Source organism: Sphingomonas sp. BL-S-05, from assembly GCF_055521695.1.
This window is the reverse complement of record NZ_JBVFVS010000003.1, coordinates 25,589-50,986: the sequence shown is the minus strand read 5'-3', so window position 1 is coordinate 50,986 and position 25,398 is coordinate 25,589. Positions and strand designations below refer to the sequence as shown.

The window sequence follows — 25,398 nt, the reverse complement described above, 5'->3', positions numbered from 1 at the left end:
CGAGATGAAGCTGGTCGCGCGCGTACTGCCGGCGGTCATCAGTCGCCCTCATAATAGGTGCGTAGCTTCGGCCGGCTTGGTGGCGGCGCCGGAGTCGCTGCGGAGACCGGCGCCAATTCAGGCAATCGCGCCGGTTTCGCGATCGGAGCCGGAGTGCGCAGGATCGCTGGAAGATAGTCTATAACGCTCGATTGCTTCTCCCTGATCTCCTGCCGCAGGCGACGCCGATGCGCGATCCGCGCCGCCTGGATGTCCTTTAGGGTGACACTGTTCGCGGCATGATCCGCATCGATCGCCCGGCACAGGAACACGTTGCGATGGAACACGCGGACTTCGCCCATGTCGCGGGGGTCGTAGCGGATCGTCACCGGCTCGCCGACGTAGGCTGCCAGCGTCGGATCGAAGTAGCGCAATCCCTCGAAGCGGATGCCGTCGCGGTGAACGGTGCGGGGCTTGGCGACCATGACCAGCAGCATGTCCAGTTCGGCAAGCGTCTCCGGCATCCGGGGCAACCAGCCATCGCCCCGCCATGCGGCTATCGGTGCCGCCCCGATCGAACGGTGGGGACGCGCATTATAGGTCGAGATGATCCAGGCGCCGATCGCCGCGTCCAGTTCGGCCAGTGAAAGGGCCGGTGGGGATACCGTCTTGCCGGCGCGCAGGTTGCCGGGGAGTTCGGCCAGCAGTTCGGTGTTGATGGTCCGGAACAGCCGCTCGATCTTGCCACGCCCCTGCGGACGGGCGACGGCTGAGTAGATCAGCCTGATACGCAGATCGGCCGCGGCCTGTTCGAGGTGGAGGCTGGTGAAGTCCGATCCGTGATCGACGTGCAGCACATCGGGAATGCCGCACACCGGCCATGCCGGATCGGCCTTGCGCCAGATGGCCTGGCGCAGCGCGAGCGACGTATTGAGCGCGGATGGCGCGCCGAGAAACACCATGTAGCCTGCGATCACGCGGGAATGATCGTCCACCACCGTCGTCAGCCACGGCCGTGTCGGCCTGCCACGAGCATCGAGGATGAGGATGTCGAGTTCGGTGTGGTCGGCCTGCCAGATCGCGTTCGGGCGATCGGCGCGATGACGATGGACCATCTCGTATTTGTCGCGGAAAGCGGCAGCGCCCTCATGCGCGAGCGTCAGCATCGCAGGATCGATCCGGCGCACGATATCGCGAACGCTGCCGTAGGACGGCGTGTGCCATCCATATTCGCTAGCGACATGCACAACGCGACGATGGATGGTTGCGATCGAGGCCGGCGGCTTCGTCAGCGCCATGCCCTGGATCAGTTGGACCAGACCGTCCGGGAACGTCCGTGTGCCAGCTTCCGGACGAAGCGGCCGCGCGAGGCCCATTGGACCGTTGGCGGTATAGCGAGCGAGCCATCGCTGGACGGTGCGCAGCGAAACACCGGCATCGGCCGCGACTTTGGCCAGCGACGCGCCACCATGCAGATGGGCGCGAAGTGCCGCCATTCGCCGCGCCACCTCCGCGCCTCCTGTCTCCGATCTTCGACCATCCGCCATGGTGATCGCCCCCTGTCCGATAGAGGATCGTTCAGCGGACTCGGCCGGTCGATCTCCAACAGCACGGAAAGCGGCCGAAAGCCGAGTCTCACATAGATGGTACCATATGTTTTGCGGTGATGGGGCCTTATACGTTACACTCCGGCTATGACGCACACGCTGATCGGCTATGCCCGCTGCTCGACCGACAAACAGGACCTTGCCGCCCAGCATGACGCGCTGCTCAAGCTCGGGGTGGCGGCCGATCGCATCTACACCGACAAGGGGCTCACCGGCACGAACCGGGATCGCCCCGGCCTCGACCAAGCACTAGCCGCAGTACGAAGCGGCGACACGCTGGTAGTGCCCAAGCTTGACCGGCTCGCGCGATCAGTTCCGGACGCGCGCGCGATCGGGGACGGCCTTGCTGCCCGTGGGGTGAAGCTACAGCTTGGTGCCAGCGTCCACGATCCGGCTGACCCGATGGGTAAGCTGTTCTTCAACATCCTTGCCACCTTTGCCGAGTTCGAGGCGGACCTCATCAAGCTCCGCACCCGCGAGGGCATGGCGGTCGCCCGCGCTAAGGGGAAGCTGCGTGGGAAGAAGCCCAAGCTGTCCGATCGGCAGCAGAAGGAGCTTCGTCGCATGTACGATACCGACGACTACTCGATCAGCGACCTCGCCGAGCTGTTCTCGATTTCCCGGCCGACCGTTTATCGAACGCTCGGCAGGCATGCTGCCACAGCGGCGGCAGCGGCATGAATCTCACCGAACAACAAGATGCGAGTAGTGCTCGCCGCTTCGACTTCATCCTTCGCCAAGGGCTGTGGCTGGTTTCACTTCTAGCATCCATCACGCTGCCCGTTGTTTACTTTTCACGTCCGTTTGCGCCGGTTACACCCGGCCTCACCAGTATTCTCGGTTGGGGTAGCCTCTTAGGCGTGATAGCTGGCTTGGGGGCTGCGGCTTTTTATGTTCCTCTGATGCGGCGTCAGTCTACCATTGGCCGCATCGGTTATTGGCTTACCTCGGCCATGATGGGTGCTTTCGCCGGTTGGGCAGCACTGGGTCTGCTGAATGACCGTGGTGGCACCCCTCTCGGAGATGTCGAACTGCCGATCGCCCGCGTCGAGCAGGCAGGTGATCAGTTCAGCATTTATACTATGCTACCTTCCTCACCCTCAAATATTATGCGGATATCATCGACCGAAATCATTGGCCTTCCTGTTGCCGGCCAATGCCTGTTCGGCAGATTGCGACGTGGTCTGTTCGCGGCTTCCTGGCTGTCGCGCCTTTCGGTTACGTCATGTTCGGCAAAGCGAGGTGAAGCAGGAACGAACGTGCTGATGCCGATAAATCGATGGATGGACTGGCGCTGGCACAAACCACGATCCTTCAGGCTGGACGGATCTCACCAAGCCTATGATGAGGCCCTTCCTCAGAGCGCAACGTGCCGGACCGAGCGGGAAAGCTGGCTTTATCAGTGCTTCCCCAAAGGAGCAGGCCGCAGGAGGCGACAATCAGTGATGTCACTTCGTGACATTTACCGCTGAAAGCTACAACTTTGGCGACACGACCCCAGTCCCATAACCCCGTCGCCAGGTGTCCATTTCGAGAAAGCGCAATCGGGAACAGGTTTTGGGAAATGGTGCCGCCCGAGAGGTGAAGTGCCCTCCCTCACCTTCTGTGATCCTGGCTGGGGTTCCCAATCGGGAATGTCGGGGGCGAGCCTTGGTTGGGGAGGCGTTGTAACCCATCTCCGTCCCGCTTCGTAAGCGCTCCCAAAGGGGAGATTTATGACGACTAGCTACGTTCCGAACGACGCCACCACCATCGCTGCGTTGCGATGGTCGATCGTCATCGTTTTCGCATTATTCGGCATCGCCAAGTTCGCGGCATATGAGGCCGAGGGCGTGGCAAAGATCGCAAGCCACTATCCGCTCTTTAGCTGGATGTATCCGATCTGGGGCGAGCGTGGCGCAAGCAACGTCATCGGTACTATCGAGTTGCTGACAGGAGCAATGATCGCGCTCGGCGCTCGCTATCCGTTCGCAAGCCTCGCCGGCGGTGCGATGGGCGTATTCACCTTTTGCGTCACGCTCAGCTTCTCATTGGGTGCGCCCGCGTTCTGGCAGGCGGGATACGGCGCTCCGTTTCTCGGGTCGACCGGCCAGTTCCTGATGAAGGACGCCGTGCTGCTGGCAGCCTGTTACGCACTCGCGGTCGACGGACAACGCCGAATGCCGCGCGGCGACTGACGCACGCGGTCACCAGCGCAGGAGCCTTGGACCCATCAGCGCTCCTACGCTGGCGGCGAGGGCAATTCCTAGTGTGTACCAGGTAAGCACGAAGATGGCCGATACCTCGGGGCAGTGAAGGCAGTAGATCGTCGCCGCCCATCCCCCGGCGCTCAGTCCCGCTGCAGCACCGGCGGCCCTGAAGTGTGTCGGCGCGAGACGCCGGAACGACCACAGCAATCCGGCGAAGATCGGGATCGACAGGGTCAGGACGTGCCACGGACAGCTCCGCCAGCTTTGGCCCAGCCACATCGCCAGCCAGTCGCCAGAGGGCGTCGAGGCGAGTTCGACCACCCCGACGCCTGCCAGGAGGAGCGCCGGCACCGCCAGCAGCCATAGGCCGCGCGGGACGCTCGCGTCCGGACGAGCCAGCTTCACCGCCGTGGACATCGCCACCATCGCGATCGACAGGGTGTAGGCGGCCTTGATCCAGAAGGACGATCCTTGCATCGCCGCATCCAGATCGGGGCGAACGCCGATCGTGGCGCCCATGTAGAGAGCCGCAAGGACGCATCCGGTCGCGATCCCGATGGCGATGCGCCGCGCGACGGCGTTAGGCGGCACACGCGCTACGTCGCGGCTGAGCTGTCGGATCAACTGTTCGGTGCTCTCAGTGCTCATTGCCGTCACCCTTTCAGCCGGGCGGCGAGCGCACGAAGGCCGCGATGCACGGAAATCTTGACGTCGGACTCCCCGATCCCGGCTCGGGTAGCGGCCTCCGCGATGCTTTGTCCGTCGATATGCGTGTCCCGAATGGCTCGCGACTGCTTGGGCGGCAGCGTGCCCAGCAGACGGGCGACATCGATCCGGGCATTCGCGGATGCTTCGAAACCCTCCGTCACCAGCATTGCCTCCACGTCCTCGATCGGGATGTGCCGGCGCTGTCGGCGCAGGTGATCGATCATGCGATAGCGTGCGATGGCATAGAGCCACGCCGTGAAGGGGCGGCCGCGATCCCAGGTCGCCCGGCGGCCATGCACGGCAATCAAGGTTTCCTGCACCAGGTCATCCACTTCGTTGCTGCCGGCGAGCCGCCGGCGATAAAAACGTTCCAGCAGCGGGACGAGCGCGCGCAGTAGCGCAGCGTGAGCGGCAGCGTCGCCATCCAGCCCCCCGATCATCAATGCCTTGAGCTGATCTTCGCTTTGCCCCATCTACACCCCGCAACGCCGCGTCGATCAGTATCGAGCGGGATATTGCGAATGATCAAGGGGCATAGCGTCCAAGCATAGTCCGGAACGACCAGCGTTCGTCACCGGCACCTGTTCGTCGTCCATGCAGTCCTACCCTCCAACGCGCCGGTGCACGGACTACGCGGGAGCGCGGCGTTTGGTTACAACGGCATCTTTTCATTCATGTGCCGTGTAACCGGCTTCCTGGTTGTCCCGTAGTGACAGGAACCATCAAGGGAGGTCACCGATGCGTTCCATGTTTCTGTCCGTCGCCGTCATCGCCGCGCCCATCACGATCGCGGCGCCCGCCCATGCGGCACCGACCGTCAAACCGTTCAATCAGGCCGCGTTCGATGCAGCGCAGAAGGCGGGCAAGCCGATCCTTGTCTGGGTCCATGCCCCGTGGTGCCCGGTATGCCGTCAGCAGGCAAAGACGATCGAGCGTGTCATCGCCGAACCCGCCTATCGCGACATGCAGGTCTTCCGGATCGACTATGACACGCAGAAGCCGCTTTGGCAGAAGTTCGGCGCGACGATGCAGTCGACCCTGATCGGCTTTCGCGGCAAGCGCGAAACCGGCCGCATCGCTCACGAGACCAACGATGCCAAGGTATCCGCGGTGATCCGCGGCGCGCTGGCCTGATCCTCTAATGGCCTCGGCGTTGAACCCCGCGCTCGCCTATGTGGCGGGCGCGCTCACCATCCTGTCGCCGTGCGTGCTGCCGCTGGTACCGATCGTCCTGTCGTCGGCGGCGCAGCGTCACCGCTTCGCGCCCGTGGCACTTGCGGCGGGACTGGTGCTGGCGTTCACCGCGACCGGCTTCGTCGTCGCCGCGTTCGGGCAGGCGCTCGGGATCGATACGCTTGTCGTCCGGAACGCCGGCGCGATCATCCTGTGCCTGGTGGGCATCGTCCTGCTGATACCTCGCCTTCAGGACGGGCTTTCACGGATCGCCACGCCTGCCGCAGCCTGGGCGAGCCGACAGCAAAGCGCACTCGACGACCGCGCCGGGTTGTGGGGTCAAGCGCTGATCGGGGCATTGCTCGGCATCGTCTGGGCACCCTGTGTCGGCCCCACGCTCGGCGCGGCGGTGGCGCTGGCGGCGGAAGGGAAGGATCTGGGCGAAGTAGCGCTGGTGATGGCGGCCTTCGGACTAGGTATCTCCACCGTGCTGCTGGTCATCGCCTTTGCCGCTCGCGGCGCGCTCGCCCGCTGGCGGGGGCGGATGATGGCAGCGGGCGGTCGCGGCAAGATCGTGCTTGGAGGACTGCTGTTAATCGTCGGCATTTTCATCCTGACAGGGGTGGATCGCCAACTCGAAGCCTTCCTACTCGATCATCTGCCCGACCGGGTAACCGAATGGTCGACCGCCTTTTAACATTCGTACTCTCCCACCGAGGCACTCTGCATGACGCACAACATCCTCTCCCTGCTGTCCCTGTTAGCGCTGGCCGGCTGCGGGCAGGCGCCCGCCGGAGCTGCCGCACAGCCCCGCCCGGTCAAACCACTCGTCGTCGGGACGCCCGCCGCGCCTGTGGTGGTCGAACTGTTCCAAAGCCAAGGCTGCTCGTCCTGCCCGCCTGCCAACGCCAACGTGAACGCCATTGCGGATGCGCCGGGCGTGCTCGCCTTATCCTTCGCCGTGACCTACTGGGATCGGCTCGGCTGGAAGGACACTTTCGGCTCCCCCGCCTGGACCGCGCGGCAATGGGACTATGCGCGTGCCGCTGGTCGCCCACAGGTGGCGACACCGCAGGTGATCATCAACGGCGGGCCCACTATCGTTGGCAGCAATCGTGCCCAGCTCGAAGCGGCTATACAGCGCGCCGGCCCTGCGCGTGGCGGTCCTGCCATATCGGTGCGCAATGGAGCCCTGACTCTGGCTGCCGGCAAAGACGTTCCATCGACGATCTGGCTGGTCCGCTACGATCCGCGGACGGTCGAGGTGCCGATCCGCGCCGGAGAGAATGGGGGGCGGACGCTCCCCCACCGCAATATCGTGCGGGAATTGGTAAAGCTGGGCAATTGGTCCGGCGCGGTGACGGAGTTGCCGCTGCCCAGCGCACCCCGCGGGCTGAGCTCCGCCGTTCTGGTGCAGCAGGGTACGGGCGGGCCGATCACCGCAGCGCGCAAGCTGTAAGCCGTTGGCGGTGCCGTCCGCGGCTGGGGATCGGCCGAGTTAGCGAGGCTGCACATCGGCCGACGATATTTCATCGGCCGTGTAACTCCGGCCGGTCAGCGATCGAAGTTGGGATTATGATGATGGGAATTTTCCACTCCATGCGCTCGACACGCCGGACCGGCGCTTGGGCAGACCACCCGGATGCAGGCCCCGGGTTACAAAACCCTCGCGACTATCGGCACGAAGCCGATGGTGTGCGGTACCGAGGAGGCTGCAGATGATCGAGCCGCTATCGACTTCAGCCACCGAGACCCGCGAGCGTGCAGAGCACGGCGGCGAACTGGTGTACCGGCATCGATTGCCGACAAGGCTTTGGCATTGGACCAATGCGGTGGCGATCATCGTCCTGCTAATGAGCGGGTTGATGATCTCGAACGCCCACCCGCACCTTTATTGGGGTGAGTATGGCGCGAATTTCGATCAGCCGTGGTGGTCTCCGCCGCGCTTTCCGGGCTGGGCAACAATCCCCTCAACATACAATCTGGCGCTTGCTCGCCACTGGCATCTGTTCTTCGCTTGGATTCTCGCGTTTGGCCTGCTTGCTCATCTGGTCATCAGTCTGGTCAACCGGCACATCCAGCGTGACCTGACGCTACGGCGCAGCGAACTTGCTCCTTCCCACCTCTGGCAAGACGTGAAGGATCATGCGCGCCTAAAATTCCCCACTGGTCAAGAAGCGCTCCGGTATAACGTCCTACAGAAGATCGCGTATATTTCGATCGTATTCGTCGTTATCCCGCTGCTGATCCTGACCGGGCTGAGCTTGTCTCCCGGATTCAACGCAGTCATGCACTGGCCGCTCGATCTTTTGGGCGGTCGCTCGTCGGCCCGCTCTCTGCATTTCATTTGCGCTGGTATCATAGCTGCGTTCATCGTCGTTCACCTGACTTTGGTGCTACTGGCGGGTCCGATCAACGAGGTCCGTTCGATGTTGACCGGCTGGTTCCGAGTGCCACCCGATCCCGACAAACATATCGCCAAGCTCAAGCGGACCTTGGACACGCAATGACAACGATTCTCACACGCCGCGCTCTTGTCGGCAGCCTTGCAGCCGGCGCCGGCACGATACTCTCAGGCTGCGACCGTCTAGGGCAAAATGAGCAATTTCGCGCGCTCCTCGCATCCGGCGAGCGGGGCAACTATGCCTTTCAGAGGCTATTGCAGGACCGGACGGCGCTAGCTGAGGAGTTCGCTCCTTCGCAGCGCTCGCCCGTTTTTCGAGCGAATGGCACCCGGATGCCGGGCGGAACCGATTATGCACGGCATCTTGCCGTCAACTTCAACGATTGGCGGCTGGTGGTCGACGGCGCTGTCGCTAACCCGCAAGCCTTTTCGCTCGACCAGATCAGGGCGATGCCGACCCGAACCCAGATCACACGTCATGACTGCGTGGAGGGCTGGAGCGCGATCGCGAAATGGCACGGTGTGCCCCTAAAGCTGTTGCTGGATCGCGCAGGTGTCAGTCCGCAAGCCCGTTTTATCGTGTTTCATTGTGCCGACCCACAGACCAACGGGACCATGTACTATGAATCGATCGACCGGATCGACGCCGTTCATCCGCAGACGATCCTGGCTTGGGGGATCAACGACCAGCTGCTTCCGGTCCAGAACGGCGCGCCGTTACGTCTCAGGGTAGAGCGGCAGCTCGGCTATAAACACGCGAAATATGTCCAGCGGATCGAGGCGGTCCCAAGCCTTGCCGGCATCTATGGCGGCAAGGGTGGGTATTGGGAGGATGCTGCAGGATATGAGTGGTACGCAGGACTCTGAGAGATCGCGATCACACGATAAATTTCTATGCTGGCGGTGGTTTGGACGTTGAACGTGTCCGACATTCCGCCAGCGAAAGCTGACATTCCCGTTTCACCATCCCAAACGGGACGATCGTAGCCAGCGCGGTTCGACGGGTTCGGTCGTAAACGTATATCTGCGCCCGTTCAGTGCGCCGCCCGCCGTTCGCGAAAACCTTCCTTTCTGACGACCTCGCGGGCGGGCCATGACGACAACGCATTTCTGCGGCCCGCCGCTTGTCAGAACTGTTCTGGAAACCTGCTTCGCAAAAGCGCTTGCCGGCTACGGGTTTGGAGAGCCCATTGGCACGGAGCGTGAGCACAACGCCCCGTTTGCAAGCAGCGCCGGATGATGGCGAGCACACTGGCAGATAATTCGAGCAGGACGCTCCCCGCCAGTGGCAGAAAGCGTGAGCAGGAAATCAGGCTGTTTGCGAGCACACGCCGCTACGATTGCAAGCGCCTACAGCTATTCCGCACGGTTGCGCCAGTACGGCGCGAAGGATGGGCGAGTGATGAAGCTGGCAGCGGCCTGCCGGCAGGCAGGCTATCGCTATTGATCTCACCGCGCGATCGGCACCTGATCGATCCGCGTGGTCCAGGACGGGCTCTTGAAAGCACGCTTGGTGTCGTAGCTCTTCTGGCCAAAGCCCTCGGAGGCAAGCCGCATCGTGTTGCGGCCGAACCGCCCGTTGAGCCCGTCGATCGCGGCGAGCAGGGCAGGGGATCGCGGATCGGGCACCGCGAACAGGTCGGCCTGGTGCGCGGTCATCGGCTCCAGCCCCTCGAGCATGACGCCGCACTTGGTGTAGACGCCGCCAGTTTCGTACATGACATCCGCCATGCGGCCCGCCATACCGCCGATCACGCGCGGATCATTGGTCGCCGGCGACAGCCGCGCTATGCGCGAGGCGGACGGCGCGTTGGGCTTGAACCGGCTTCCGTGGGCAAAGGCGATCAGGCGGGTGGCAGCGAGATCCTGCGCGCGGATCTTCTCGGCCGCGCGGACCGCGCGGCGCACCATCGCCTCGCGCAGCGCCGCGACCTCGCGCACCGGCTCACCGAAGCAGCGGGTCACCGCGGTCGCCTTGGACGGGGGCGGCTCCGGCTCGAAATCGGTGCATTCGACGCCGTTCAGCTCGCGCACGAGCCGCTCCAGCATCACCGTCCCCACGTCGCGCGCGACCTCCGGGGGGAGGGCGGCAAGATCGGCCGTCGTCCTGACGCCGAGCGGTCGCAGCCGCTCGGTCATCGCTCGCGCGATGCCCCAGACCTCCTCGACCGGCCATTGCGCGAACAGGCGCCGCCGCAGCTCGATGTCGTGCAGGTCGACCACGCCCTTCCAGACCTTCTCCGACGCCTTGGCGAGGGCGTTGGCAACCTTGCTCAGCGTCCGGGTCGGGCCAAGCCCGATGCGGATCGGCAGGCCCGTCGCACGCTTGACGGCCGCGATCACGCGGTGCGCGGCCGCCACGTCGCCCAGGCCGTTCGGGAGCACCGGCAGGCGAAAGAACGATTCGTCGATCGAGTACACCTCGACCGTGCAACTGTGCTCGGCGAGGACCTGATTGAAGCGACGATTCATGTCGGCATACAATTCGTAGGAACTGCTGCGGTATTGGATGCCATGCTCGCGGACGATATCACGAATCTTGAACATCGGCGCACCCATCTTGATGTGCAGCGCCTTGGCCTCCTCGGAGCGCGCGATGGCGCAGCCGTCCCCGTTACTCAGCACGATGAGCGGTTTATCGCGCAGCGACGGGTCGAATACCCTCTCCGACGAGCAATAGAAGTTGGAGACGTCAGCGATCGCCCACATGGCGGTCAGCCCTGCAGGTTGCGCACGGAGGCGCGGACGACGCCCCACACTTCGACACTCTCATCCGCGATCACCGCGTCGTAGCGCATCCGCGCGTTGCGGGCCTCGAGGACCGGCTTGCCGTCGCGCCAGACCAACTGGCGGATCACGAAGCCCCCGTCGACCACGGCGATGACGATGCGGCCGCTAACCGGCGTGGCGTCGCGATCGACCACCACCACGTCGTCATCATAGATTCCAGCGTCGATCATGGACTGTCCGCTGACCCGGAACACGAAGCTGGCGGCGCGGTCGAGGCGCAGCAGCGCCACGAGATCGATCGCGGTTTCCTCCCAGTCCTGGGCAGGCGAGGGGAAGCCAGCGCCGGCCGCGCTCACCACCCTCAGGCGAAACGCTGGCGGCAGATCGGCGATCGGCATCGGTTGGGACAGGGGAATCACACACGCGGACATGCGCGCATGATATGCTGGATAAGAACATGAAGGGAACGAGATTTTCCTTTTGTTCTCATTTCGCATGACTCATAGAGTCATGGATGCCGATCCGCCCCGAAAACCGCTGGCTGTACCCGATCGACTGGCCGCTGCTGTCGGACCAGATCCGGTTCGTGCGGGCAGGAGGGCGCTGCGAACGCTGCCGGCGACCGCATCTTCGGCACGTCGCGCATCTGGGCGATGGGCGCTGGTGGGATAGCGAAGCGCGATGCTGGCGATCGGGAGAGGGGCGACGGGTGAAGGTCGGCGACCTCTTCGCGCTCGACGTCGTGCGGATCACCTATGTCGTGCTGGCCTGCGCGCATCTGGATCATGATCCTGGCAATAGCGCGCCGCGCAATCTCGCCGCGCTATGCCAGCGATGTCACATGCTCCACGATGCCGAGGAGCATCGCTGGCAACGCTGGTGGAATGCGTTTCGGCTGCGCGCGCTGCAGGATCTTTACGAAGATCCGCGACACGCTCGCGCGCGAGAACGACGGCGCGGCTAACTCGCGACTGACTGGCAAGCCTTAGCTGCGAAAAAGCCACGTCAGTCTCTGCAAGAACGATGCCGGAAATCTGCTAAGCCATTGATTTAACATAAGATATATTATCGAACAAAACAGGTGTAAGCGCTAAGTACAAATGGCACCAGCCCGCTAGATAGAAATGGCACTCTGCGGTGCTATCGGCGGGTCGCCGGTGTCATAGCCGTTCTCGGCAACGAGGACGCGCATTGTATGACGGTGCTGGCGATGAGTGCTGCTGAGATCACCCGTTTCGACACGCTGATGCGGCTCGACCGTGGCGAGATCCGGGTCGCGGACGCGATGGAACTGCTCGGCCTTGCGAGGCGGCAAGTGTACCGGCTGCTGGGCCGACTTCGGGAGGACGGCGCCAGCGGCCTGGTGTCGCGTAAGCGAGGACGCCCTAGCAACCGGCGCTACAGCGACGCTTTCCGCGCCGAGGTGGTTTCGCTAGTGCGCGAGCACTACGCCGACTTCGGGCCGACGCTGGCGCGCGAGTACCTCGCCGAGCGCCACGGCATCGGCCTGTCGTGCGAGACCCTGCGGCGCATCATGCTGGAGGCCGGGCTGTGGCGGGACCGTGCGGCCAAGCGCCCTCGCCCGTACCAGCCGCGCTACCGGCGCGACTGCCGCGGCGAGCTCATCCAGGTCGACGGCTCCAAGCACTGGTGGTTCGAGGGCCGCGGTCCGCAATGCACGCTCCTAGTCTTCATCGACGATGCCACCAGCGAGCTGATGCACGTCGAGATGGTCGAGAGCGAGAGCACCTTCTCCGGGACTGTCAGGAATTTTGTGCGGGAGGCCATAGGATGGAATGGAAGGGACCATCGATATGGCAATCGACAAGGACGTTTTGGACCAGCTTCTGGCTGGTCGTGACCCGCAGGAGCTGTTTGCAAAGGACGGTCTGCTCGACGAGCTGAAGAAGGCGTTGTCGGAGCGGATGCTGTCGGCTGAGCTCGACGATCATCTGGAAAGCGAAGGCGCCGCAGGCACCATCAACCGGCGCAACGGGTCATCGAGGAAGACGATGCTGACGGGCACGTCGAAGGTGACGCTGGACGTGCCACGCGACCGGGCGGGGACGTTCGACCCGAAGCTCATCGCCAAATACCAGCGCCGTTTCCCCGACTTCGACGACAAGATCGTCTCGATGTACGCGCGCGGGATGACGGTGCGCGAAATCCGCGGGCACCTCGAGGAGCTGTACGGGATCGGCGTCTCGCCGGACCTGATCTCGACCGTCACCGATGCGGTGCTGGAGGCGGTTGCCGAATGGCAGGGTCGGCCGCTCGACGCCTGCTATCCGCTGGTGTTTTTCGACGCGATCCGGGTGAAGATCCGCGACGAAGGGTTCGTCCGCAACAAGGCGGTCTACATCGCGCTGGGCATTCAGCCGGACGGGACCAAGGAGGTGCTCGGCATCTGGATCGAGCAGACCGAGGGGGCCAAATTCTGGCTGCGCGTTATGAACGAGCTCAGGAACCGCGGCGTCGCCGACATCCTGATCGCCGTCGTCGACGGCCTGAAGGGGTTCCCGGAGGCGATCAACGCTGTCTTCCCCGAGGCCATCGTCCAGACCTGCATCGTCCATCTGATCCGCAACAGCATGAGCTTTGCGTCCTGGAAGGAGCGCAAGTTCATCGCCCAGGCGTTGCGCGGCGTCTACCGTGCCGAGACGCCCGAGGCCGGCATGGCTGCGCTGGAGGCGTTCGAGGCAGGCCCCTGGGGCCAGAAACACCCGGCCATCGCCATAAGCTGGCGGCGACACTGGGACCAGGTGATCCCGTTCTTCGCCTTTCCCGAGGGCGTCCGCCGGATCATCTACACTACGAACGCCATCGAGGCCCTGAATTCGAAGGTTCGCCGTGCCGTCCGTACCCGCGGCCATTTCCCCGGTGACGATGCCGCGATGAAGCTGTTATATCTCGTGCTCAATCACGCGGCGGACGAATGGAAGCGCCCACCGCGCGAATGGGGTGAGGCCAAAAGTCAGTTCGCCGTAATCTTCGGTGAGCGCTTCGTCATCTAATGACGGTAACCGGCCTCCCGCACAAAATTCCTGACAGTCCCCCTTCTCCTACATGCGCGCCACCCGGACCTATCTCGAGCGGCACGGCAAGCCGGTGGCCTTCTACACGGACAAGCACAGCGCCTTCCGCAACAACACGGCCACGGCGAGGGGTGATGGCATGACCCACCTTGGCCGTGCGCTCGACCGGCTCAACATCGAGCTGATCTGCGCGAACTCGCCGCAGGCGAAGGGACGCGTCGAGCGGGTCAATGCGACGCTGCAGGACCGCCTCGTCAAGGCGATGCGGCTACAGCGCATCTCCACCATCGACCAAGCCAACGCCTTCCTCCCCTCCTACATGGCGCAGCACAATCGTCGGTTCGCCAAGGCGCCGTTCGACCCGCGCGACCTGCACCGGCCGCTGGCCATCCACGAAGACCTGGAGGCTGAGCTGGTCTGGCGCGAGCAGCGCACCGTCACCGGCGCCCTCACCTTGCACTACAACAAGGCCATGTTCATCCTGGAGCCCTCGCCTGCGTCGCAGGCGCTCGCGCGCAAGAAGGTCGACGTGTGCGAGTACCCGGACGGTCGGCTCGAGATCCAGCACGAGGGCACGGCTCTACCCTATCGCATGTTCGACAAGATGCGCCGGGTGAACCAGGCTGCGGTGGTCGACAACAAGCACCTCGACGTGGCGCTGGCGCTTGCCCGCACCATCCAGCAGGCTCAGCCGCACCACGCTAAACGGAACAACAACGAGCCGGCGCGCACCGCACAGCCTGTTGGCCTGTTCAAGGCGCCCTGCCCGGCCCCATCCGGCCCAAAGCTGGATCGTCGCACGCTCGGTAATCAACGGCTCAAGCGTGGTCCACGCCTCTCCAATGAGGAGCTGGTTGCGCGCGGCCTGGGCGAGTACGCCCGCTAGCGTCCGAAGCCGGCCACACGTTGCCGCTCATGATCTCCGATCCGTTTTCAATTGCGGACGTCGGGAAAGGCGGGTGGTCGCAACTGGGCGGCGTTATACCCTATATCGGCTCGATGAAGATTACCTTTGATGCGCGGCTCGCCGGTCTGCCGGTCCGGACCGCGGACGATGTGCGCCTCGGCGACTCCGTGAGCTACGACGGCCTGATCAAGGTGTATCTAGGGCATGGCAAGGTCGGGAGCCTGCTACTGCCGCAGCAGGTCTTCGTCGCGCTGGGCGGACTGCGTTTCTACCAGCCCAGCTTCTTCGGACCGTCGACCATGACCTTCGACATCGAGCCCGGCGTACATCGTGCGACGTTCAACGTGGACGTCGGCGATCCGCGCACCACGCGGGCGGCGCGCCTGATGGTCGCGATCCGTTCGGACGGACTAGTTCACCGCTACGCCGACGGCGCGCAGCTCTACCGGTGCCGGATCCTTGCACCTCGCCGGCTGCTGCAGCACGCCACCGGTCGCGCCTTTCCACGCCAGGACGGCGACTTCGACCTCCAGCTGTTCCACGTCACGAACCCCGTGGCCTTTCGCGCCATCCAGAAGAGTCGGGAAATCTGGGGGTCTCAGTGGAACCTGCAGGGCACCCGCAGACTCGCCAACGTCGCCTATGCATACCTCACCAGCCTGGACACCGTGCGCAGCGAGGAGGATCTGCGCCGCATTGCCATGTCGTCGGGCGGTTCGATCGGCTTCCAGACGACCTCGTATATGGCTCGCGAGGAGGTGCTCGATCTCCAGGTCTATCGAGAGAGCACGACCGGCCGCACGGCGTCGCTGGCCGTGCAAGTTCCCACCGCCGCTCTGGCGCCCCCGCATCTCCTGCTCCACCCGCCCGTCGCGGGGCCAGCCTACTACGAGGTAGTGGGGCCGGAAATCTTCCGGGTCGGACTGCGTCCGGGCGCCGTCGTGTCGCTGGAGGAGGGGAAGGCCGTAGTAGCATCAGGCGACGAGCGTCGCTTCACCTATCTGGTGCTCGGCGACCCTTCCACGGTCGCTGGTCTGGCCGCACCGTACGACGAGGCCGACGTCGAAGGCGTGATGCACCTGCAGCAGTTCGGCGCTGACGACGACCCCTTCGGCTTCTGGCAGGCGAACGCGAACCGCGACCTGATGACGGGCCGGAAGTTCGACGCGCGCAGTTTTCAGCCGATTTGAGCGTTCGCACGCTGTCATAGGACAGAGCGGAAACCTCACCGCGCAAGCGAGCACCTTTGACAAAGCGTCGCCAGGTCGATCATGACGGTTTCTTGGGGGAGTGCTGGTGGCTAACAGTTTCTACGAACGACCGATTCTCAACTCGCCCTACGCGCCGCCGTACCTCTACCATCGGCTCGACGACACAGGGCAGCCGATTGAAGGGCAGCCGATCAAGGGACGGCGCCCGTCCAAGTTCATCGTGCCGGTGCCCGCGTCACGGAAGCAGGCTTCCGCCACACAGGCGTCACTCGATTTAGAGACCTACACCGAGAACGCGAAGATTAACGCAATTCGCGGCTACGTCGATGCGTGGCGTGGCGTTCCCAACCCGGCCGATTGGGGCGTCACCCCGGCGAGCCAGCGGCTGCTGGAGCATTGGCGGCGGCCGAAGGAGCAATGGGCCGGACCCCGCCCCTTCTTCTGCCAGATCGAGGCGGTCGAGACGATGATCTGGCTGACCGAGGTGGCGCCCCGCAGGGCGGCGACACGGGGCCTGCTGGATCAGATCGCAAAGGACAACGAAGAGGCCAATCCGGCGCTGTTCCGGCTTGCCATGAAGATGGCGACGGGTAGCGGCAAGACGACTGTCATGGCGATGCTGATCGCTTGGCAGGCGATCAACGCAGGCCGCAAAGAAACCAAAGATTTTTCGCGTGCTTTTCTGATCGTCGCGCCCGGCATCACGATCAAGGACCGGCTTCGGGTTCTCCAGCCGAGCGAACCGGGCAACTACTACGACACACGCGAGCTCGTGCCGCCCGAAATGCTGCCGGAGATCCGGCGGGCCGAGATCGTCATTACCAACTATCACAGTTTCCAGCACCGCGAGACGCTGGCCATGCCGAAGGCGGCCCGCAGCTTCCTCCAGGGCAATGATCCCGAGCCGGTCCGAACAATAGAAACCGACGCGCAGATGCTGAACCGGGCGTGCGGCAAGCTGCTGCGCTTCGAGCGCGTCAACGTCATCAACGACGAGGCGCACCATTGCTACCGCCACAAGGTTGGTGGTGATGCCGAGGGCACGCTGACCGGCGACGAGAAGAAGGAAGCCGAGCAGAATGAGGAGGCCGCCCGGCTCTGGATCAACGGGATCGAGGCGCTCGACCGTCAGCTTAGGAAGGGCAAGCGCACCGGCGGCGTGCGCGCGGTCTACGACCTCTCCGCCACCCCCTTTTTCCTGCGCGGCTCCGGCTATCAGGAGGGAACGCTTTTCCCTTGGGTGGTGTCGGACTTCAGCCTGATAGACGCGATCGAGAGCGGCATCGTCAAGCTACCGCGCGTGCCCGTTACTGACAACCTCGTCCAAACCGACACGGTCGTTTACCGCGACCTCTGGAAGCACATCGGCAAGTCGATGCCTAAATCGACCGCCAGCGCGAACAAGTTGAGCCCGTTCGATCTCAACCCGCTGCTGCTGACGGCCTTGAACTCGCTTTACAGTCACTATGCCAGCGAGTTCGACCGTTGGCAGAAGGTCGGTATCGGCGTGCCGCCGGTTTTCATCGTCGTCTGCCAGAACACCGCCATCTCCAAGCTGGTGTTCGAATGGATCGCAGGCTTTGAGCGTGGCGATGCCGAGGCGGGCGAACGAGCGGCCTTCCACGCCGGCCACCTCGAACTTTTCCGCAACTACGATGAGCATGGCGGGCGTCTGCCGCGCCCGCGCACCTTGCTCATCGACTCACGTCAGCTCGAGGCTGGCGAGGCACTCGACAAGAGCTTCAAGGAAGCTGCCTCGGCCGAGATCGAGCAGTTTAGGTACCGGCGAAGGACGCATCTACGCAGTCAAGCCTTTAACATCTCAGACCAACGCATCGACGACCCTTTACGACTACAAATTCCGAGATCGCGTGTTCAAGTCAGGCGTTCGCCAGTGGGCGACACCACGAACAGGTCTTGATCGGCTCGTGCGCGCCAACCGTGTCGAAGCCAGAGCATCCTCGATTGGCTTTGTTCGCTTCTTTGACGATTACCCAGTTGTTCCCCGAAGCAATATTTGGACAGATACCGGGACTGGTAGTTTCACTGACGCCAAGGTTTACATCGTGCAGACGTCCGCGAAGGTTATTCAGCGCTGCATCCTGATGGCCACCGATCCCGGTGATCTTGTGCTTGATCCTACCTGCGGCTCGGGCACGACCGCCTATGTCGCCGAGCAATGGGGCCGGCGCTGGATCACGATGGACACAAGTCGGGTCGCGCTGGCGCTCGCCCGCACGCGGCTAATGGCGGCGCGCTATCCCTGGTATCTGCTCGCCGACAGCCGCGAGGGCCGGGTCAAGGAAGCCGCGCTCACCCATACGCTGCCGCCGGAAACGCCGGTGCACGACGATATTCGCCAAGGCTTCGTCTATGAGCGCGTGCCGCACATCACGCTCAAGTCGATCGCCAATAATCCGCTGATCGACGACATCTGGGAGAAGTGGCAGGGGGTGCTCGAACCACTGCGCGTCAATCTCAACGTCACTTCGGGCGAGTCATGGGCGGAGTGGCAGATACCGCGCGAGCTGCCCGCCACATCGCCGACCGCTGCCGCCGAACCGCTTGAGAAATGGTGGGAAGCGCGCATCGCACGCCAGCGCGAAATTGACGCCAGCATAGCCGCGCGCGCCGACGTCGAATACCTCTACGACAAGCCGTACACTGATCCCGCCCGCGTCCGCGTAGCCGGGCCGTTCACGGTCGAAAGCCTGTCCCCGCACCGCGTCCTACCCGCCAGCGAGGACGAACTGATCGAGACCATTGACGCCGCCGACGGCGCGCGTTCCGCTGCCGACGCCGACCTCGCAGGTCAGGACTTCGCCGCCATCGTGATCGACTATCTTAAGGCGGAGGGCGTGAAGCAGCAGGCTAAAGGCGACCGCATCACCTTCGAAAGTATTGCCCCTTGGCCTGGCGACTTCATCGGCGCCAGCGCCACTTTCATTGAGGGTGAGAACGGACCCGAGCGCCGCGCCGCAATCCTGATCGGGCCTGAATATGGTACCGTCGGCCGGCAGGATCTCGTCGCGGCCGCGCGAGAGGCGGTCGACGCGCGCTTCGACCTGCTGATCGCCTGCGCCTTCAACTTTGATGCGCATTCGTCCGAGCTCGACAAGCTCGGCAGCCTCACCATCCTAAAGGCGCGCATCAATCCCGACATGCATATGTCGGACGAGCTGAAGAACACCGGCCGCGGCAACATGTTCGTTGTCTTCGGGGAGCCCGACGTCGAGGTGCTGGACGATGGCGGCCCCTGCATCCGCGTGAAGGTGAACGGGGTTGACGTGTTCGATCCCAACACCGGCGACATCCGCTCTAGCGACACCAAGGGCATCGCCGCCTGGTTCATCGACACCGACTATGACGAAGAAAGCTTTTTCGTCCGCCACGCCTACTTTTTGGGCGCCAACGACCCCTACAAGAGCCTAAAGACCGCCCTCCAGGCCGAGATCGACGAGGATGCGTGGGCCACGCTGTATTCGGACACCTCGCGCCCCTTCGACCGCCCGACCGGCGGCCGCAAGGTGGCGGTGAAGGTCATCAACCACTTCGGCGACGAAGTGATGAAGGTGCTAGGGGTGTAAGAAGAGACATGGTCGATCCGACGGCAGACGTGGCTTTGCTGACGCCCGTGCCACAGCAACATCTTGAAAGTGGGCTTAAGCGCTGCGCCGAGACCGGCTTTGTCGCGTTCGGCACTGACAGTGGCATGGTCCTGAGTAAGTTCCGGCTAGCTGTCGACGCCGATCATCCGGCCGACATTCTCTTCTATGCGTCGGAGACGTCGAAGGCCGGGCCGGCTTCCGCAACCTACCGCGGCCGCTTCGCCGGGTATGACGGTGCAATCGCTGGACGAGCGAAGAAGGCGTGGGCTCAGCACCGGCCGCCGACGACCGAGCACGACGGTGCATGGCAAAGTTTCTACCTCGTGAGCGATCTGCAGAAGCTAGAGATCGCAGTCCCGCTTTCGTCGCTCACCAAGCATGGCAACAAGGGCAAAATAGCTAAGGCGTTTGTGCCGCTCGGCCCGTTGATCATCGAAACGCCATTTTGATGAACACTCTTATGATGTGAGGTTTGTAGGTGGGCAAAGGGGGATACCACGGGGGATCGAGTCTGGTCGGCTGGGGCGCGGGAGCGTTCTCTGGCCGCGGATCGGTGACGATGCAGCCGGCCAGCAAGGGCAAGAGCAAGGCAAACGCGGGGAGGCCAAAGAAGCCAAAGCCCTCCATGGCTCCGATGAAGACTGGCAGCGTCAACGCCGGTCTTACCATACCCGAACAGGTCACCCGGTCAAAGAAGCGCGTCGATGCCGTCATGGCGGACATCATCAAGACCCGCACGCGACTGAAGGACTTGGCGCGGCAGCTGGTAGAAGCGGAGCGACAGCTTGAGGCGGCGCAGAAGCTGCCCAGACGCTCGGCCGCCGGGCGAGCCGAGGTCAAGGTCTCCGAGGACATGGCATGAACTTCCTGATCGCCGACACTTTCACGGCCGCCTTCAACCGCCTGTCGGCCATCGATCAGAAGGCGGTGAAGGCCAGCGTGTTCGACCTGCAGATGGATCGGACCGGCAACGGGCTGCAGCTGCACCGCATCGACAAGAGCAAGGACCCAAACTTCTGGTCGGCCCGCGTCAACCGCGACGTCCGGCTGATTGTCCATAAAACTGGCGAGTCGATACTGGTCGCCTATGTCGACCATCACGATAACGCCTACGCCTGGGCCGAGCGCCGGCGCATCGAGGCGCATCCCCGCACCGGCGCCCTCCAAATTGTCGAGGTTCGCGAGCGGGTCGAGGAGGTCGCTCCGCCTGCGCAGCTCGAGCTTGTCATGCCCGCCGCGACGATGCCAGCTGTGCAGCAACCGAAGCTGTTCGCAGCGCTCGACGACGATGCGCTGCTGTCGGTGGGTCTCCCTGCGGACTGGCTCACTGACGTGCGTGCCGCGACCGAGGATAGCTTCTTTGTCCTCGCCGAGCACCTTCCCGTGGAGGCGAGCGAGGCGCTGCTGGAATTTGCAGCGACAGGTCGGCTGCCCGCACCGGTCACGGCTCCTGCGGCCGATCCGTTCGCCCACCCTGACGCACTGCGGCGTATACGTCCGATTGCCGACCAGGAGGAGCTGGAGCAGGCGCTGGCGTTTCCTTGGGAGAAGTGGGGCGTTTTCCTCCACCCCTCCCAGCGCGAGCTGACCGACCGCACTTTCGCCGGGCCGGCGCGGGTCGCCGGTTCCGCCGGTACTGGCAAGACGATCGTTGCGATTCACCGCGCGGTGCGACTTGCCCGCGGGAACCCGGATGCTCGCATACTGCTCGCCAGCTTCTCGCAGCCGCTGGCCGGCGCGATGGCGAAGAAGCTGCTGGTACTCGCACCCGAGACGGGCGGCGTGGTGCCGAGGATCACCACCGCTTCCTTCCAAGGTATCGCGGAGCAGTTATACCAGCTTGAACACGGCGTTCGCCCACGCATCGCAACGAGTACTATCCTGCGCGAACGGCTCGCGCACTCGGCAAAGGCGGTCCAGCTGAAGGGGTTTTCGGACCGGTTCCTGCTGTCCGAATGGACCAACGTCATCGACGCCTGGGGCATCACCTCGGCCAACGCCTATGCGACAGTCCAGCGGATGGGGCGCAAGAGCCGGCTTGGACCCAACCAGCGCGAGCGGCTGTGGCCGGTGTTCGTCAGCGTGCGCGAAGCGCTGGCAGCCGAGCGCTTCACGACTTGGGCTCAGGTCTTCAACAAACTCGCCGATCGGCTCGCAGGCAAGCCGCACAAGCCCTTCGACCACGTCATCCTCGATGAGGCGCAGGACCTCGCCCCCGCCGAGCTGCGCTTCTTTGCGGCGCTGGCGCCCGCCGGCACGGACGCGCTGTTTCTGGCCGGCGACATGGGCCAGCGCATCTTTCAACATCCCTTCTCCTGGGCGCAGCTGGGCGTCGACGTGCGCGGCCGCTCCCACGTGCTGAAAGTTTGTTACCGCACGTCGCAGCAGATCCGGCGTGCAGCCGACCACCTGCTACCCTCCGTGCTGCGCGACGTCGACGGCGTCGAGGACGAGCGGCTTGGTATTGTATCCGTGTTCGATGGACCGGCGCCTCTAGTGATTACGGTCAGCACGGCGGAGGAAGAGGCGACAACGGTTGCCAAGACCGTTTCCGGCTGGCTGGCAGAGGGCATAACGCCCGCCGAGATCGGCATCTTTGTTCGCACGCCGGACTTGGTCGCGCGCGCGCGCGAGGCGTTGGCGTGCGTCACCGACGCCGACGTGATCACCACCGCGCCCATGCACTTGGCCAAGGGGCTGGAATTCCGCGCGGTAGTGGTGATGGCCTGCGACCAAGGCATTCTACCGCTGGACGACCGCGTCGCCGACGCCGCCGACGAGGCGGAGCTGGACGAGATCTACGAGACCGAACGCCGGCTGCTCTACGTCGCCTGCACTCGAGCACGGGAGCACTTAATACTTACAGGCGTTGCGCCCGCTTCGGAGTATCTGGACGACCTTCGAGCTCGCCATTGAACGAGCTCAACTTCAATATACTCATGCTAGCTCCAACTCACGTCCGATAGCGCTCGATGAACCTATCTACAAACTATCATCGAGACGTTCCTGCTCGGCGTTCAGCTCCCTACGTGTAGGCGCTTGCAATCATAGCGGCGTCTGCTCGCAAACAGCCTGATTTCCTGCTCACGTTACCTGCCAATGGCAGGGAGCGTCCTGCTCGAATTATCTGCCAGTGTGCTCGCCATCATCCGGCGCTGCTTGCAAACGGGGCGTTGTGCTCACGCTCCCTGCCAATGGGTTCTCCAAAGCCGTCGCCGGCAGGTGCTTTTGCGAAGCGGGTTTTTAGAACAGTTCGTAAGCGTGGCCTGAGGGCCGCCTTGCCCGTTTGGCCGTAGCCGGGATGCTTATCGTCTTTGACGAGGGCGCGGGCGGTGCGGGAAGTTTTCGGTTCTGAGACTGGTCGTACGAGCGCTCGTACGACTGGTCGTGTGGAGGTGGTCGGCCGGGTATCGGGCCGACGGAGCTGGTCGGACGCGGAGAAGCTGGAGATCCTGGCCGAGGCGTTCCGGCCGGGCGTGCGGGTCCGTGATGTCATCGCCCGGCGCGAGGTGTCGAGCAGCCTGATCTATACGTGGCGCAAGCAGGCGCGGCTGGGCAAGCTGGGCGGGGTCGCGCCTGCGCTGCCGGCATTCGCCGAGGTGCGCGTGGCCGATGTCGCCGCACCTGCGCCGCAGCCGGCGACATCCACGTCTGGCCTCATCTGCATCGAATTTCCGGGTGGCGTCCGAGTGAGCGTGGACGGGTCGGTGGACGCCGGCGCGCTGGCGCGAGTGTTGTCGGTGCTGCGTTGAGCCCCACGCCGTTGCCGACGCGGGTGTTCCTGGCGTGTGGCGTCACCGACATGCGCAAAGGGTTCGATGGCCTGGCGGTACTGGTGCAGCAGGTGCTGGCCCAGAACCCGCACTCGGGCGCGTTGTTCGCGTTCCGGGGCAAGCGGGGTCATCTGGTCAAGCTGCTGTGGTTCGATGGGCAAGGCCTGTGCCTGTTCTCCAAGCGGCTCGACCGGGGTCGGTTCGTCTGGCCGGTGACCGCGACGGGCACGGTGACGCTGACGCCGGCACAATTGTCGATGCTGCTGGAGGGCATCGACTGGCGTCGCCCAGAGCGGACGTTCACGCCGACGCTGGCGGGGTGAAAACGGCGGTTTTGCGACGCTTTTTCTCGCCCGTCGATGCGTGATCTGTTATGAAATGCGGGTGCTGGAAGCGCCTGTTTCCCCTGCTGATGCCACCGCGCGGATCGCCGCACTGGAGGCATCGCTCGCCCGGGCGAATGCCGCGCTCGCCGCCCGCGATCTGCTCATCGACACGTTGCGCGGGCAGATCGCTCGACTGCGGCGGATGCAGTTCGGTGCCTCCTCCGAGAAGTTGGGCCGCGAGATCGAACAGCTCGAGCTGGCGCTGGAAGAGCTGGAAACGGAGCGGGATGTTTCGGAAGTCGAGACTGCGGTGCCTGGAGTAGCGCCGCGCCTGGCACCGGTCCGCAGTCTGCCGGAGCATCTGCCGCGCGAGGAGGTCGTCCACGAGCCGGCGTCCGGTATCTGCACCTGCCCGGACTGCGGTGGTGCGCTGCGCCGGCTGGGCGTGGACGCGCACGAGATGCTCGACATCGTGCCGGTGCGCTGGCGGGTCGTGCGCAACGTCCGCCCCAAATACAGCTGCGGGTCTTGCGAGAAGATCGTCCAGGCACCCGCGCCGGTCAGCGCTGTGGCGCGGGGCAAGGCGACCTTCGCGACGCTGGCGCACGTCGTCGTCTCCAAGTTCGACCACCATCTGCCGTTGTACCGCCAGGCCGAGATGATGGCCGCGCAGGGGCTCGAGATCGACCGCTCGACGCTCGCGGGCTGGGCCGGGCAAGCTGCAGCACTGCTCGACCCGGTGGTCAGCCGTATCCGTGACGAGGTGCTCAAGGCCGACAAGATCCACGCCGACGACACGCCGGTGCCGGTGCTCGAACCCGGCCGTGGCAAGACCGCGACCGGGCGGCTGTGGGTGTACGCCGCCGACGACCAGGCGTCCGGCAGCACGACACCGCCCGCAACATGGTATCGCTTCACGCCCGACCGCACCGCGGCGCACCCGCAGGCGCATCTCGCCGGCTTTCGCGGCTTTCTCCAGGCCGATGCCTATGCGGGCTATGACGCCCTGTACCGCGGTGGCGTCACAGAGGTGGCATGCTGGGCACACTTCCGGCGCAAGGTGTTCGACCTGCACGAGCGCCTCTCCACGCCGCTGACCACCGATATCCTAGAGCGCATCGGCGCGCTCTATGCCGTCGAGGCGGAGGTGCGTGGTCAGCCGCCGGATGTACGCCGTCGAGCGCGACAGGAACGAAGCCAGTCGCTGGTCGACGCCTTGCGCGAGGTGCTCGACGCTGCCCTTCGCCGCCTGTCGCCCAAGTCCGACATGGCCAAAGCCATCGCCTATGGCACCAAACGCTGGCCGGCGCTGTGCCGCTTCCTGGGTGACGGGCGTCTGGAGATCGACAACAACATCGCGGAGCGGGCCCTGCGCGGCGTCGCCGTGGGAAGGCGCAACTGGCTGTTCGCGGGTTCGCGCGCAGGCGGCGAGCGAGCCGCCGCCATCTACACCGTCATCCAGACCTGCAAGGCCAACGGCGTCGACCCGCAGGCCTATATCGCCGATGTCATCGCCAGGGTCGCCGGCGACTGGCCCGCCACCCGCTGGGACGAGCTGATGCCGTGGAACTGGGTGCCCCAGACAGATCAGCCAACAGCCCAAGCCGCATAAACTGCGGTCCTCACGCCACGCTTACAACAGTTCTGACAAGTAGCGGTCCGCAGAAATGCGTTGCGGTCATGGCCCACCGGCAAGGTCGTCAGAAAGGAAGGTTTTCGCGAACAGGGCCAGCGCATAATAGGCGATG

Annotated in this window: 25 protein-coding genes and 1 pseudogene; 21 read left to right on the top strand and 5 right to left on the bottom strand. The window is 64.2% G+C overall.

Translation table 11 applies throughout. From position 1 onward, the window contains the following. Nucleotides 1-38 precede the first annotated feature (38 nt). Nucleotides 39-1,475 (bottom strand): Mu transposase C-terminal domain-containing protein, encoded by a 1,437-nt coding sequence (locus tag ACZ1JS_RS18490; RefSeq protein ID WP_042491502.1) that lies wholly within the window; start codon nucleotides 1,473-1,475, stop codon nucleotides 39-41. A gap of 198 nt (nucleotides 1,476-1,673) precedes the next feature. Here ACZ1JS_RS18490 and ACZ1JS_RS18485 point away from each other — a divergent pair, with 198 nt between their 5' ends. The 3 genes from ACZ1JS_RS18485 (at nucleotide 1,674) to ACZ1JS_RS18475 (ending at nucleotide 3,763) form a co-directional block, all read left to right on the top strand. Further along, entirely contained in the window at nucleotides 1,674-2,267 is a 594-nt protein-coding gene (locus tag ACZ1JS_RS18485) for a recombinase family protein (protein WP_007406866.1), read from the top strand. Then, nucleotides 2,264-3,058 (top strand): hypothetical protein, encoded by a 795-nt coding sequence (locus ACZ1JS_RS18480; protein WP_156477958.1) that lies wholly within the window; start codon nucleotides 2,264-2,266, stop codon nucleotides 3,056-3,058. The genes ACZ1JS_RS18485 and ACZ1JS_RS18480 overlap by 4 nt, the downstream gene beginning before the upstream one ends. Nucleotides 3,059-3,346: 288 nt before the next feature. Further along, nucleotides 3,347-3,763 (top strand): YkgB family protein, encoded by a 417-nt coding sequence (locus tag ACZ1JS_RS18475; protein ID WP_465168897.1) that lies wholly within the window; start codon nucleotides 3,347-3,349, stop codon nucleotides 3,761-3,763. A gap of 9 nt (nucleotides 3,764-3,772) precedes the next feature. Here ACZ1JS_RS18475 and ACZ1JS_RS18470 read toward each other — a convergent pair whose 3' ends face one another. Next, nucleotides 3,773-4,423, bottom strand: a complete 651-nt coding sequence (locus ACZ1JS_RS18470) for a DUF1109 domain-containing protein (RefSeq protein WP_066760187.1) — start codon at nucleotides 4,421-4,423, stop codon at nucleotides 3,773-3,775. Between the two features lie 5 nt (nucleotides 4,424-4,428). Continuing rightward, nucleotides 4,429-4,956, bottom strand: a complete 528-nt coding sequence (locus ACZ1JS_RS18465) for a sigma-70 family RNA polymerase sigma factor (protein ID WP_066760140.1) — start codon at nucleotides 4,954-4,956, stop codon at nucleotides 4,429-4,431. Between the two features lie 265 nt (nucleotides 4,957-5,221). On the opposite strand from ACZ1JS_RS18465, the gene ACZ1JS_RS18460 reads away from it, so the two are divergent. The 5 genes from ACZ1JS_RS18460 to ACZ1JS_RS18440 all read left to right on the top strand — a co-directional run bounded on the left by ACZ1JS_RS18460 (nucleotide 5,222) and on the right by ACZ1JS_RS18440 (nucleotide 8,927). Then, nucleotides 5,222-5,617, top strand: a complete 396-nt coding sequence (locus tag ACZ1JS_RS18460; RefSeq protein WP_082731213.1) for a thioredoxin family protein — start codon at nucleotides 5,222-5,224, stop codon at nucleotides 5,615-5,617. Between the two features lie 19 nt (nucleotides 5,618-5,636). Beyond that, the gene (locus ACZ1JS_RS18455; protein WP_241215454.1) at nucleotides 5,637-6,353 is read left to right on the top strand and encodes a cytochrome c biogenesis CcdA family protein; all 717 of its coding nucleotides are present in this window, start codon (nucleotides 5,637-5,639) and stop codon (nucleotides 6,351-6,353) included. Nucleotides 6,354-6,383: 30 nt separating this feature from the next. After that, a complete protein-coding gene (locus ACZ1JS_RS18450) occupies nucleotides 6,384-7,115 on the top strand; it encodes a DUF1223 domain-containing protein (RefSeq protein WP_066760138.1) in 732 nt (243 codons plus the stop codon). Nucleotides 7,116-7,374: 259 nt separating this feature from the next. Next, nucleotides 7,375-8,166 (top strand): cytochrome b/b6 domain-containing protein, encoded by a 792-nt coding sequence (locus ACZ1JS_RS18445; protein WP_066760136.1) that lies wholly within the window; start codon nucleotides 7,375-7,377, stop codon nucleotides 8,164-8,166. Next, the gene (locus tag ACZ1JS_RS18440) at nucleotides 8,163-8,927 is read left to right on the top strand and encodes a molybdopterin-dependent oxidoreductase (protein WP_066760134.1); all 765 of its coding nucleotides are present in this window, start codon (nucleotides 8,163-8,165) and stop codon (nucleotides 8,925-8,927) included. The genes ACZ1JS_RS18445 and ACZ1JS_RS18440 overlap by 4 nt, the downstream gene beginning before the upstream one ends. Nucleotides 8,928-9,509: 582 nt before the next feature. Here the strand turns inward: ACZ1JS_RS18440 and ACZ1JS_RS18435 are convergent. Together ACZ1JS_RS18435 and ACZ1JS_RS18430 are read right to left on the bottom strand one after the other, a co-directional pair. Beyond that, complete coding sequence (locus ACZ1JS_RS18435) at nucleotides 9,510-10,769, bottom strand: Y-family DNA polymerase (RefSeq protein ID WP_069321268.1); 1,260 nt, start codon at nucleotides 10,767-10,769, stop codon at nucleotides 9,510-9,512. Nucleotides 10,770-10,774: 5 nt separating this feature from the next. Then, nucleotides 10,775-11,188 (bottom strand): LexA family protein, encoded by a 414-nt coding sequence (locus ACZ1JS_RS18430; RefSeq protein WP_007406310.1) that lies wholly within the window; start codon nucleotides 11,186-11,188, stop codon nucleotides 10,775-10,777. Nucleotides 11,189-11,304: 116 nt separating this feature from the next. Between ACZ1JS_RS18430 and ACZ1JS_RS18425 the strand changes: the two genes are divergently transcribed. The 13 genes and pseudogenes from ACZ1JS_RS18425 (at nucleotide 11,305) to tnpC (ending at nucleotide 25,262) form a co-directional block, all read left to right on the top strand. After that, on the top strand, nucleotides 11,305-11,754 hold the full coding sequence (locus ACZ1JS_RS18425; RefSeq protein WP_007406364.1) for a hypothetical protein: 450 nt from the start codon (nucleotides 11,305-11,307) through the stop codon (nucleotides 11,752-11,754). A 231-nt stretch (nucleotides 11,755-11,985) separates the two neighbouring features. Next, nucleotides 11,986-12,651 carry a helix-turn-helix domain-containing protein gene (locus ACZ1JS_RS18420; protein WP_465168896.1) on the top strand — a complete coding sequence of 222 codons (666 nt, stop codon included), beginning with the start codon at nucleotides 11,986-11,988 and terminating at the stop codon, nucleotides 12,649-12,651. Beyond that, nucleotides 12,605-13,804, top strand: a complete 1,200-nt coding sequence (locus ACZ1JS_RS18415; protein ID WP_093068508.1) for an IS256 family transposase — start codon at nucleotides 12,605-12,607, stop codon at nucleotides 13,802-13,804. Before ACZ1JS_RS18420 ends, ACZ1JS_RS18415 begins: the two co-directional genes overlap by 47 nt. Before the next feature lie 52 nt (nucleotides 13,805-13,856). Beyond that, nucleotides 13,857-14,711 carry a transposase family protein gene (locus ACZ1JS_RS18410; protein ID WP_465168895.1) on the top strand — a complete coding sequence of 285 codons (855 nt, stop codon included), beginning with the start codon at nucleotides 13,857-13,859 and terminating at the stop codon, nucleotides 14,709-14,711. Nucleotides 14,712-14,740: 29 nt separating this feature from the next. Next, entirely contained in the window at nucleotides 14,741-15,922 is a 1,182-nt protein-coding gene (locus ACZ1JS_RS18405) for a hypothetical protein (RefSeq protein WP_465168894.1), read from the top strand. A 106-nt stretch (nucleotides 15,923-16,028) separates the two neighbouring features. Further along, nucleotides 16,029-17,723, top strand: a pseudogene (locus ACZ1JS_RS18400) (DEAD/DEAH box helicase family protein); the annotation flags it as partial. 286 nt (nucleotides 17,724-18,009) lie between these two features. Beyond that, a complete protein-coding gene (locus ACZ1JS_RS18395; protein WP_465168893.1) occupies nucleotides 18,010-19,530 on the top strand; it encodes a DNA methyltransferase in 1,521 nt (506 codons plus the stop codon). 8 nt (nucleotides 19,531-19,538) lie between these two features. Beyond that, the gene (locus tag ACZ1JS_RS18390; protein WP_167956308.1) at nucleotides 19,539-20,000 is read left to right on the top strand and encodes a hypothetical protein; all 462 of its coding nucleotides are present in this window, start codon (nucleotides 19,539-19,541) and stop codon (nucleotides 19,998-20,000) included. 110 nt (nucleotides 20,001-20,110) lie between these two features. After that, nucleotides 20,111-20,413 carry a hypothetical protein gene (locus tag ACZ1JS_RS18385; RefSeq protein ID WP_167956310.1) on the top strand — a complete coding sequence of 101 codons (303 nt, stop codon included), beginning with the start codon at nucleotides 20,111-20,113 and terminating at the stop codon, nucleotides 20,411-20,413. Continuing rightward, entirely contained in the window at nucleotides 20,410-22,467 is a 2,058-nt protein-coding gene (locus tag ACZ1JS_RS18380; RefSeq protein ID WP_465168892.1) for a 3'-5' exonuclease, read from the top strand. The genes ACZ1JS_RS18385 and ACZ1JS_RS18380 overlap by 4 nt, the downstream gene beginning before the upstream one ends. 479 nt (nucleotides 22,468-22,946) lie before the next feature. Further along, complete coding sequence (gene tnpA / locus ACZ1JS_RS18375; RefSeq protein ID WP_086011137.1) at nucleotides 22,947-23,303, top strand: IS66-like element accessory protein TnpA; 357 nt, start codon at nucleotides 22,947-22,949, stop codon at nucleotides 23,301-23,303. Nucleotides 23,304-23,353: 50 nt separating this feature from the next. Next, a complete protein-coding gene (gene tnpB / locus ACZ1JS_RS18370) occupies nucleotides 23,354-23,647 on the top strand; it encodes an IS66 family insertion sequence element accessory protein TnpB (protein ID WP_119184635.1) in 294 nt (97 codons plus the stop codon). A 55-nt stretch (nucleotides 23,648-23,702) separates the two neighbouring features. Further along, a complete protein-coding gene (gene tnpC, locus ACZ1JS_RS18365) occupies nucleotides 23,703-25,262 on the top strand; it encodes an IS66 family transposase (protein WP_037447103.1) in 1,560 nt (519 codons plus the stop codon). Nucleotides 25,263-25,398 lie beyond the last annotated feature (136 nt).

What these genes read in the sequence shown, in the direction of transcription:
- ACZ1JS_RS18420 (WP_465168896.1), top strand. Translation starts at nt 11,986, where the DNA reads ATGACGGTGCTGGCGATGAGTGCTGCTGAGATCACCCGTTTCGACACG.
- ACZ1JS_RS18410 (WP_465168895.1), top strand. Translation starts at nt 13,857, where the DNA reads ATGCGCGCCACCCGGACCTATCTCGAGCGGCACGGCAAGCCGGTGGCC.
- ACZ1JS_RS18440 (WP_066760134.1), top strand. Translation starts at nt 8,163, where the DNA reads ATGACAACGATTCTCACACGCCGCGCTCTTGTCGGCAGCCTTGCAGCC.
- ACZ1JS_RS18465 (WP_066760140.1), bottom strand. Translation starts at nt 4,956, where the DNA reads ATGGGGCAAAGCGAAGATCAGCTCAAGGCATTGATGATCGGGGGGCTG.
- tnpB (WP_119184635.1), top strand. Translation starts at nt 23,354, where the DNA reads ATGCGCAAAGGGTTCGATGGCCTGGCGGTACTGGTGCAGCAGGTGCTG.
- ACZ1JS_RS18425 (WP_007406364.1), top strand. Translation starts at nt 11,305, where the DNA reads ATGCCGATCCGCCCCGAAAACCGCTGGCTGTACCCGATCGACTGGCCG.
- ACZ1JS_RS18450 (WP_066760138.1), top strand. Translation starts at nt 6,384, where the DNA reads ATGACGCACAACATCCTCTCCCTGCTGTCCCTGTTAGCGCTGGCCGGC.
- ACZ1JS_RS18415 (WP_093068508.1), top strand. Translation starts at nt 12,605, where the DNA reads ATGGCAATCGACAAGGACGTTTTGGACCAGCTTCTGGCTGGTCGTGAC.
- ACZ1JS_RS18435 (WP_069321268.1), bottom strand. Translation starts at nt 10,769, where the DNA reads ATGTGGGCGATCGCTGACGTCTCCAACTTCTATTGCTCGTCGGAGAGG.
- ACZ1JS_RS18430 (WP_007406310.1), bottom strand. Translation starts at nt 11,188, where the DNA reads ATGCCGATCGCCGATCTGCCGCCAGCGTTTCGCCTGAGGGTGGTGAGC.
- ACZ1JS_RS18390 (WP_167956308.1), top strand. Translation starts at nt 19,539, where the DNA reads ATGGTCGATCCGACGGCAGACGTGGCTTTGCTGACGCCCGTGCCACAG.
- ACZ1JS_RS18380 (WP_465168892.1), top strand. Translation starts at nt 20,410, where the DNA reads ATGAACTTCCTGATCGCCGACACTTTCACGGCCGCCTTCAACCGCCTG.
- tnpC (WP_037447103.1), top strand. Translation starts at nt 23,703, where the DNA reads ATGCGGGTGCTGGAAGCGCCTGTTTCCCCTGCTGATGCCACCGCGCGG.
- ACZ1JS_RS18445 (WP_066760136.1), top strand. Translation starts at nt 7,375, where the DNA reads ATGATCGAGCCGCTATCGACTTCAGCCACCGAGACCCGCGAGCGTGCA.
- ACZ1JS_RS18470 (WP_066760187.1), bottom strand. Translation starts at nt 4,423, where the DNA reads ATGAGCACTGAGAGCACCGAACAGTTGATCCGACAGCTCAGCCGCGAC.
- ACZ1JS_RS18385 (WP_167956310.1), top strand. Translation starts at nt 20,111, where the DNA reads ATGCAGCCGGCCAGCAAGGGCAAGAGCAAGGCAAACGCGGGGAGGCCA.
- ACZ1JS_RS18480 (WP_156477958.1), top strand. Translation starts at nt 2,264, where the DNA reads ATGAATCTCACCGAACAACAAGATGCGAGTAGTGCTCGCCGCTTCGAC.
- ACZ1JS_RS18405 (WP_465168894.1), top strand. Translation starts at nt 14,741, where the DNA reads ATGATCTCCGATCCGTTTTCAATTGCGGACGTCGGGAAAGGCGGGTGG.
- ACZ1JS_RS18460 (WP_082731213.1), top strand. Translation starts at nt 5,222, where the DNA reads ATGCGTTCCATGTTTCTGTCCGTCGCCGTCATCGCCGCGCCCATCACG.
- ACZ1JS_RS18490 (WP_042491502.1), bottom strand. Translation starts at nt 1,475, where the DNA reads ATGGCGGCACTTCGCGCCCATCTGCATGGTGGCGCGTCGCTGGCCAAA.
- ACZ1JS_RS18485 (WP_007406866.1), top strand. Translation starts at nt 1,674, where the DNA reads ATGACGCACACGCTGATCGGCTATGCCCGCTGCTCGACCGACAAACAG.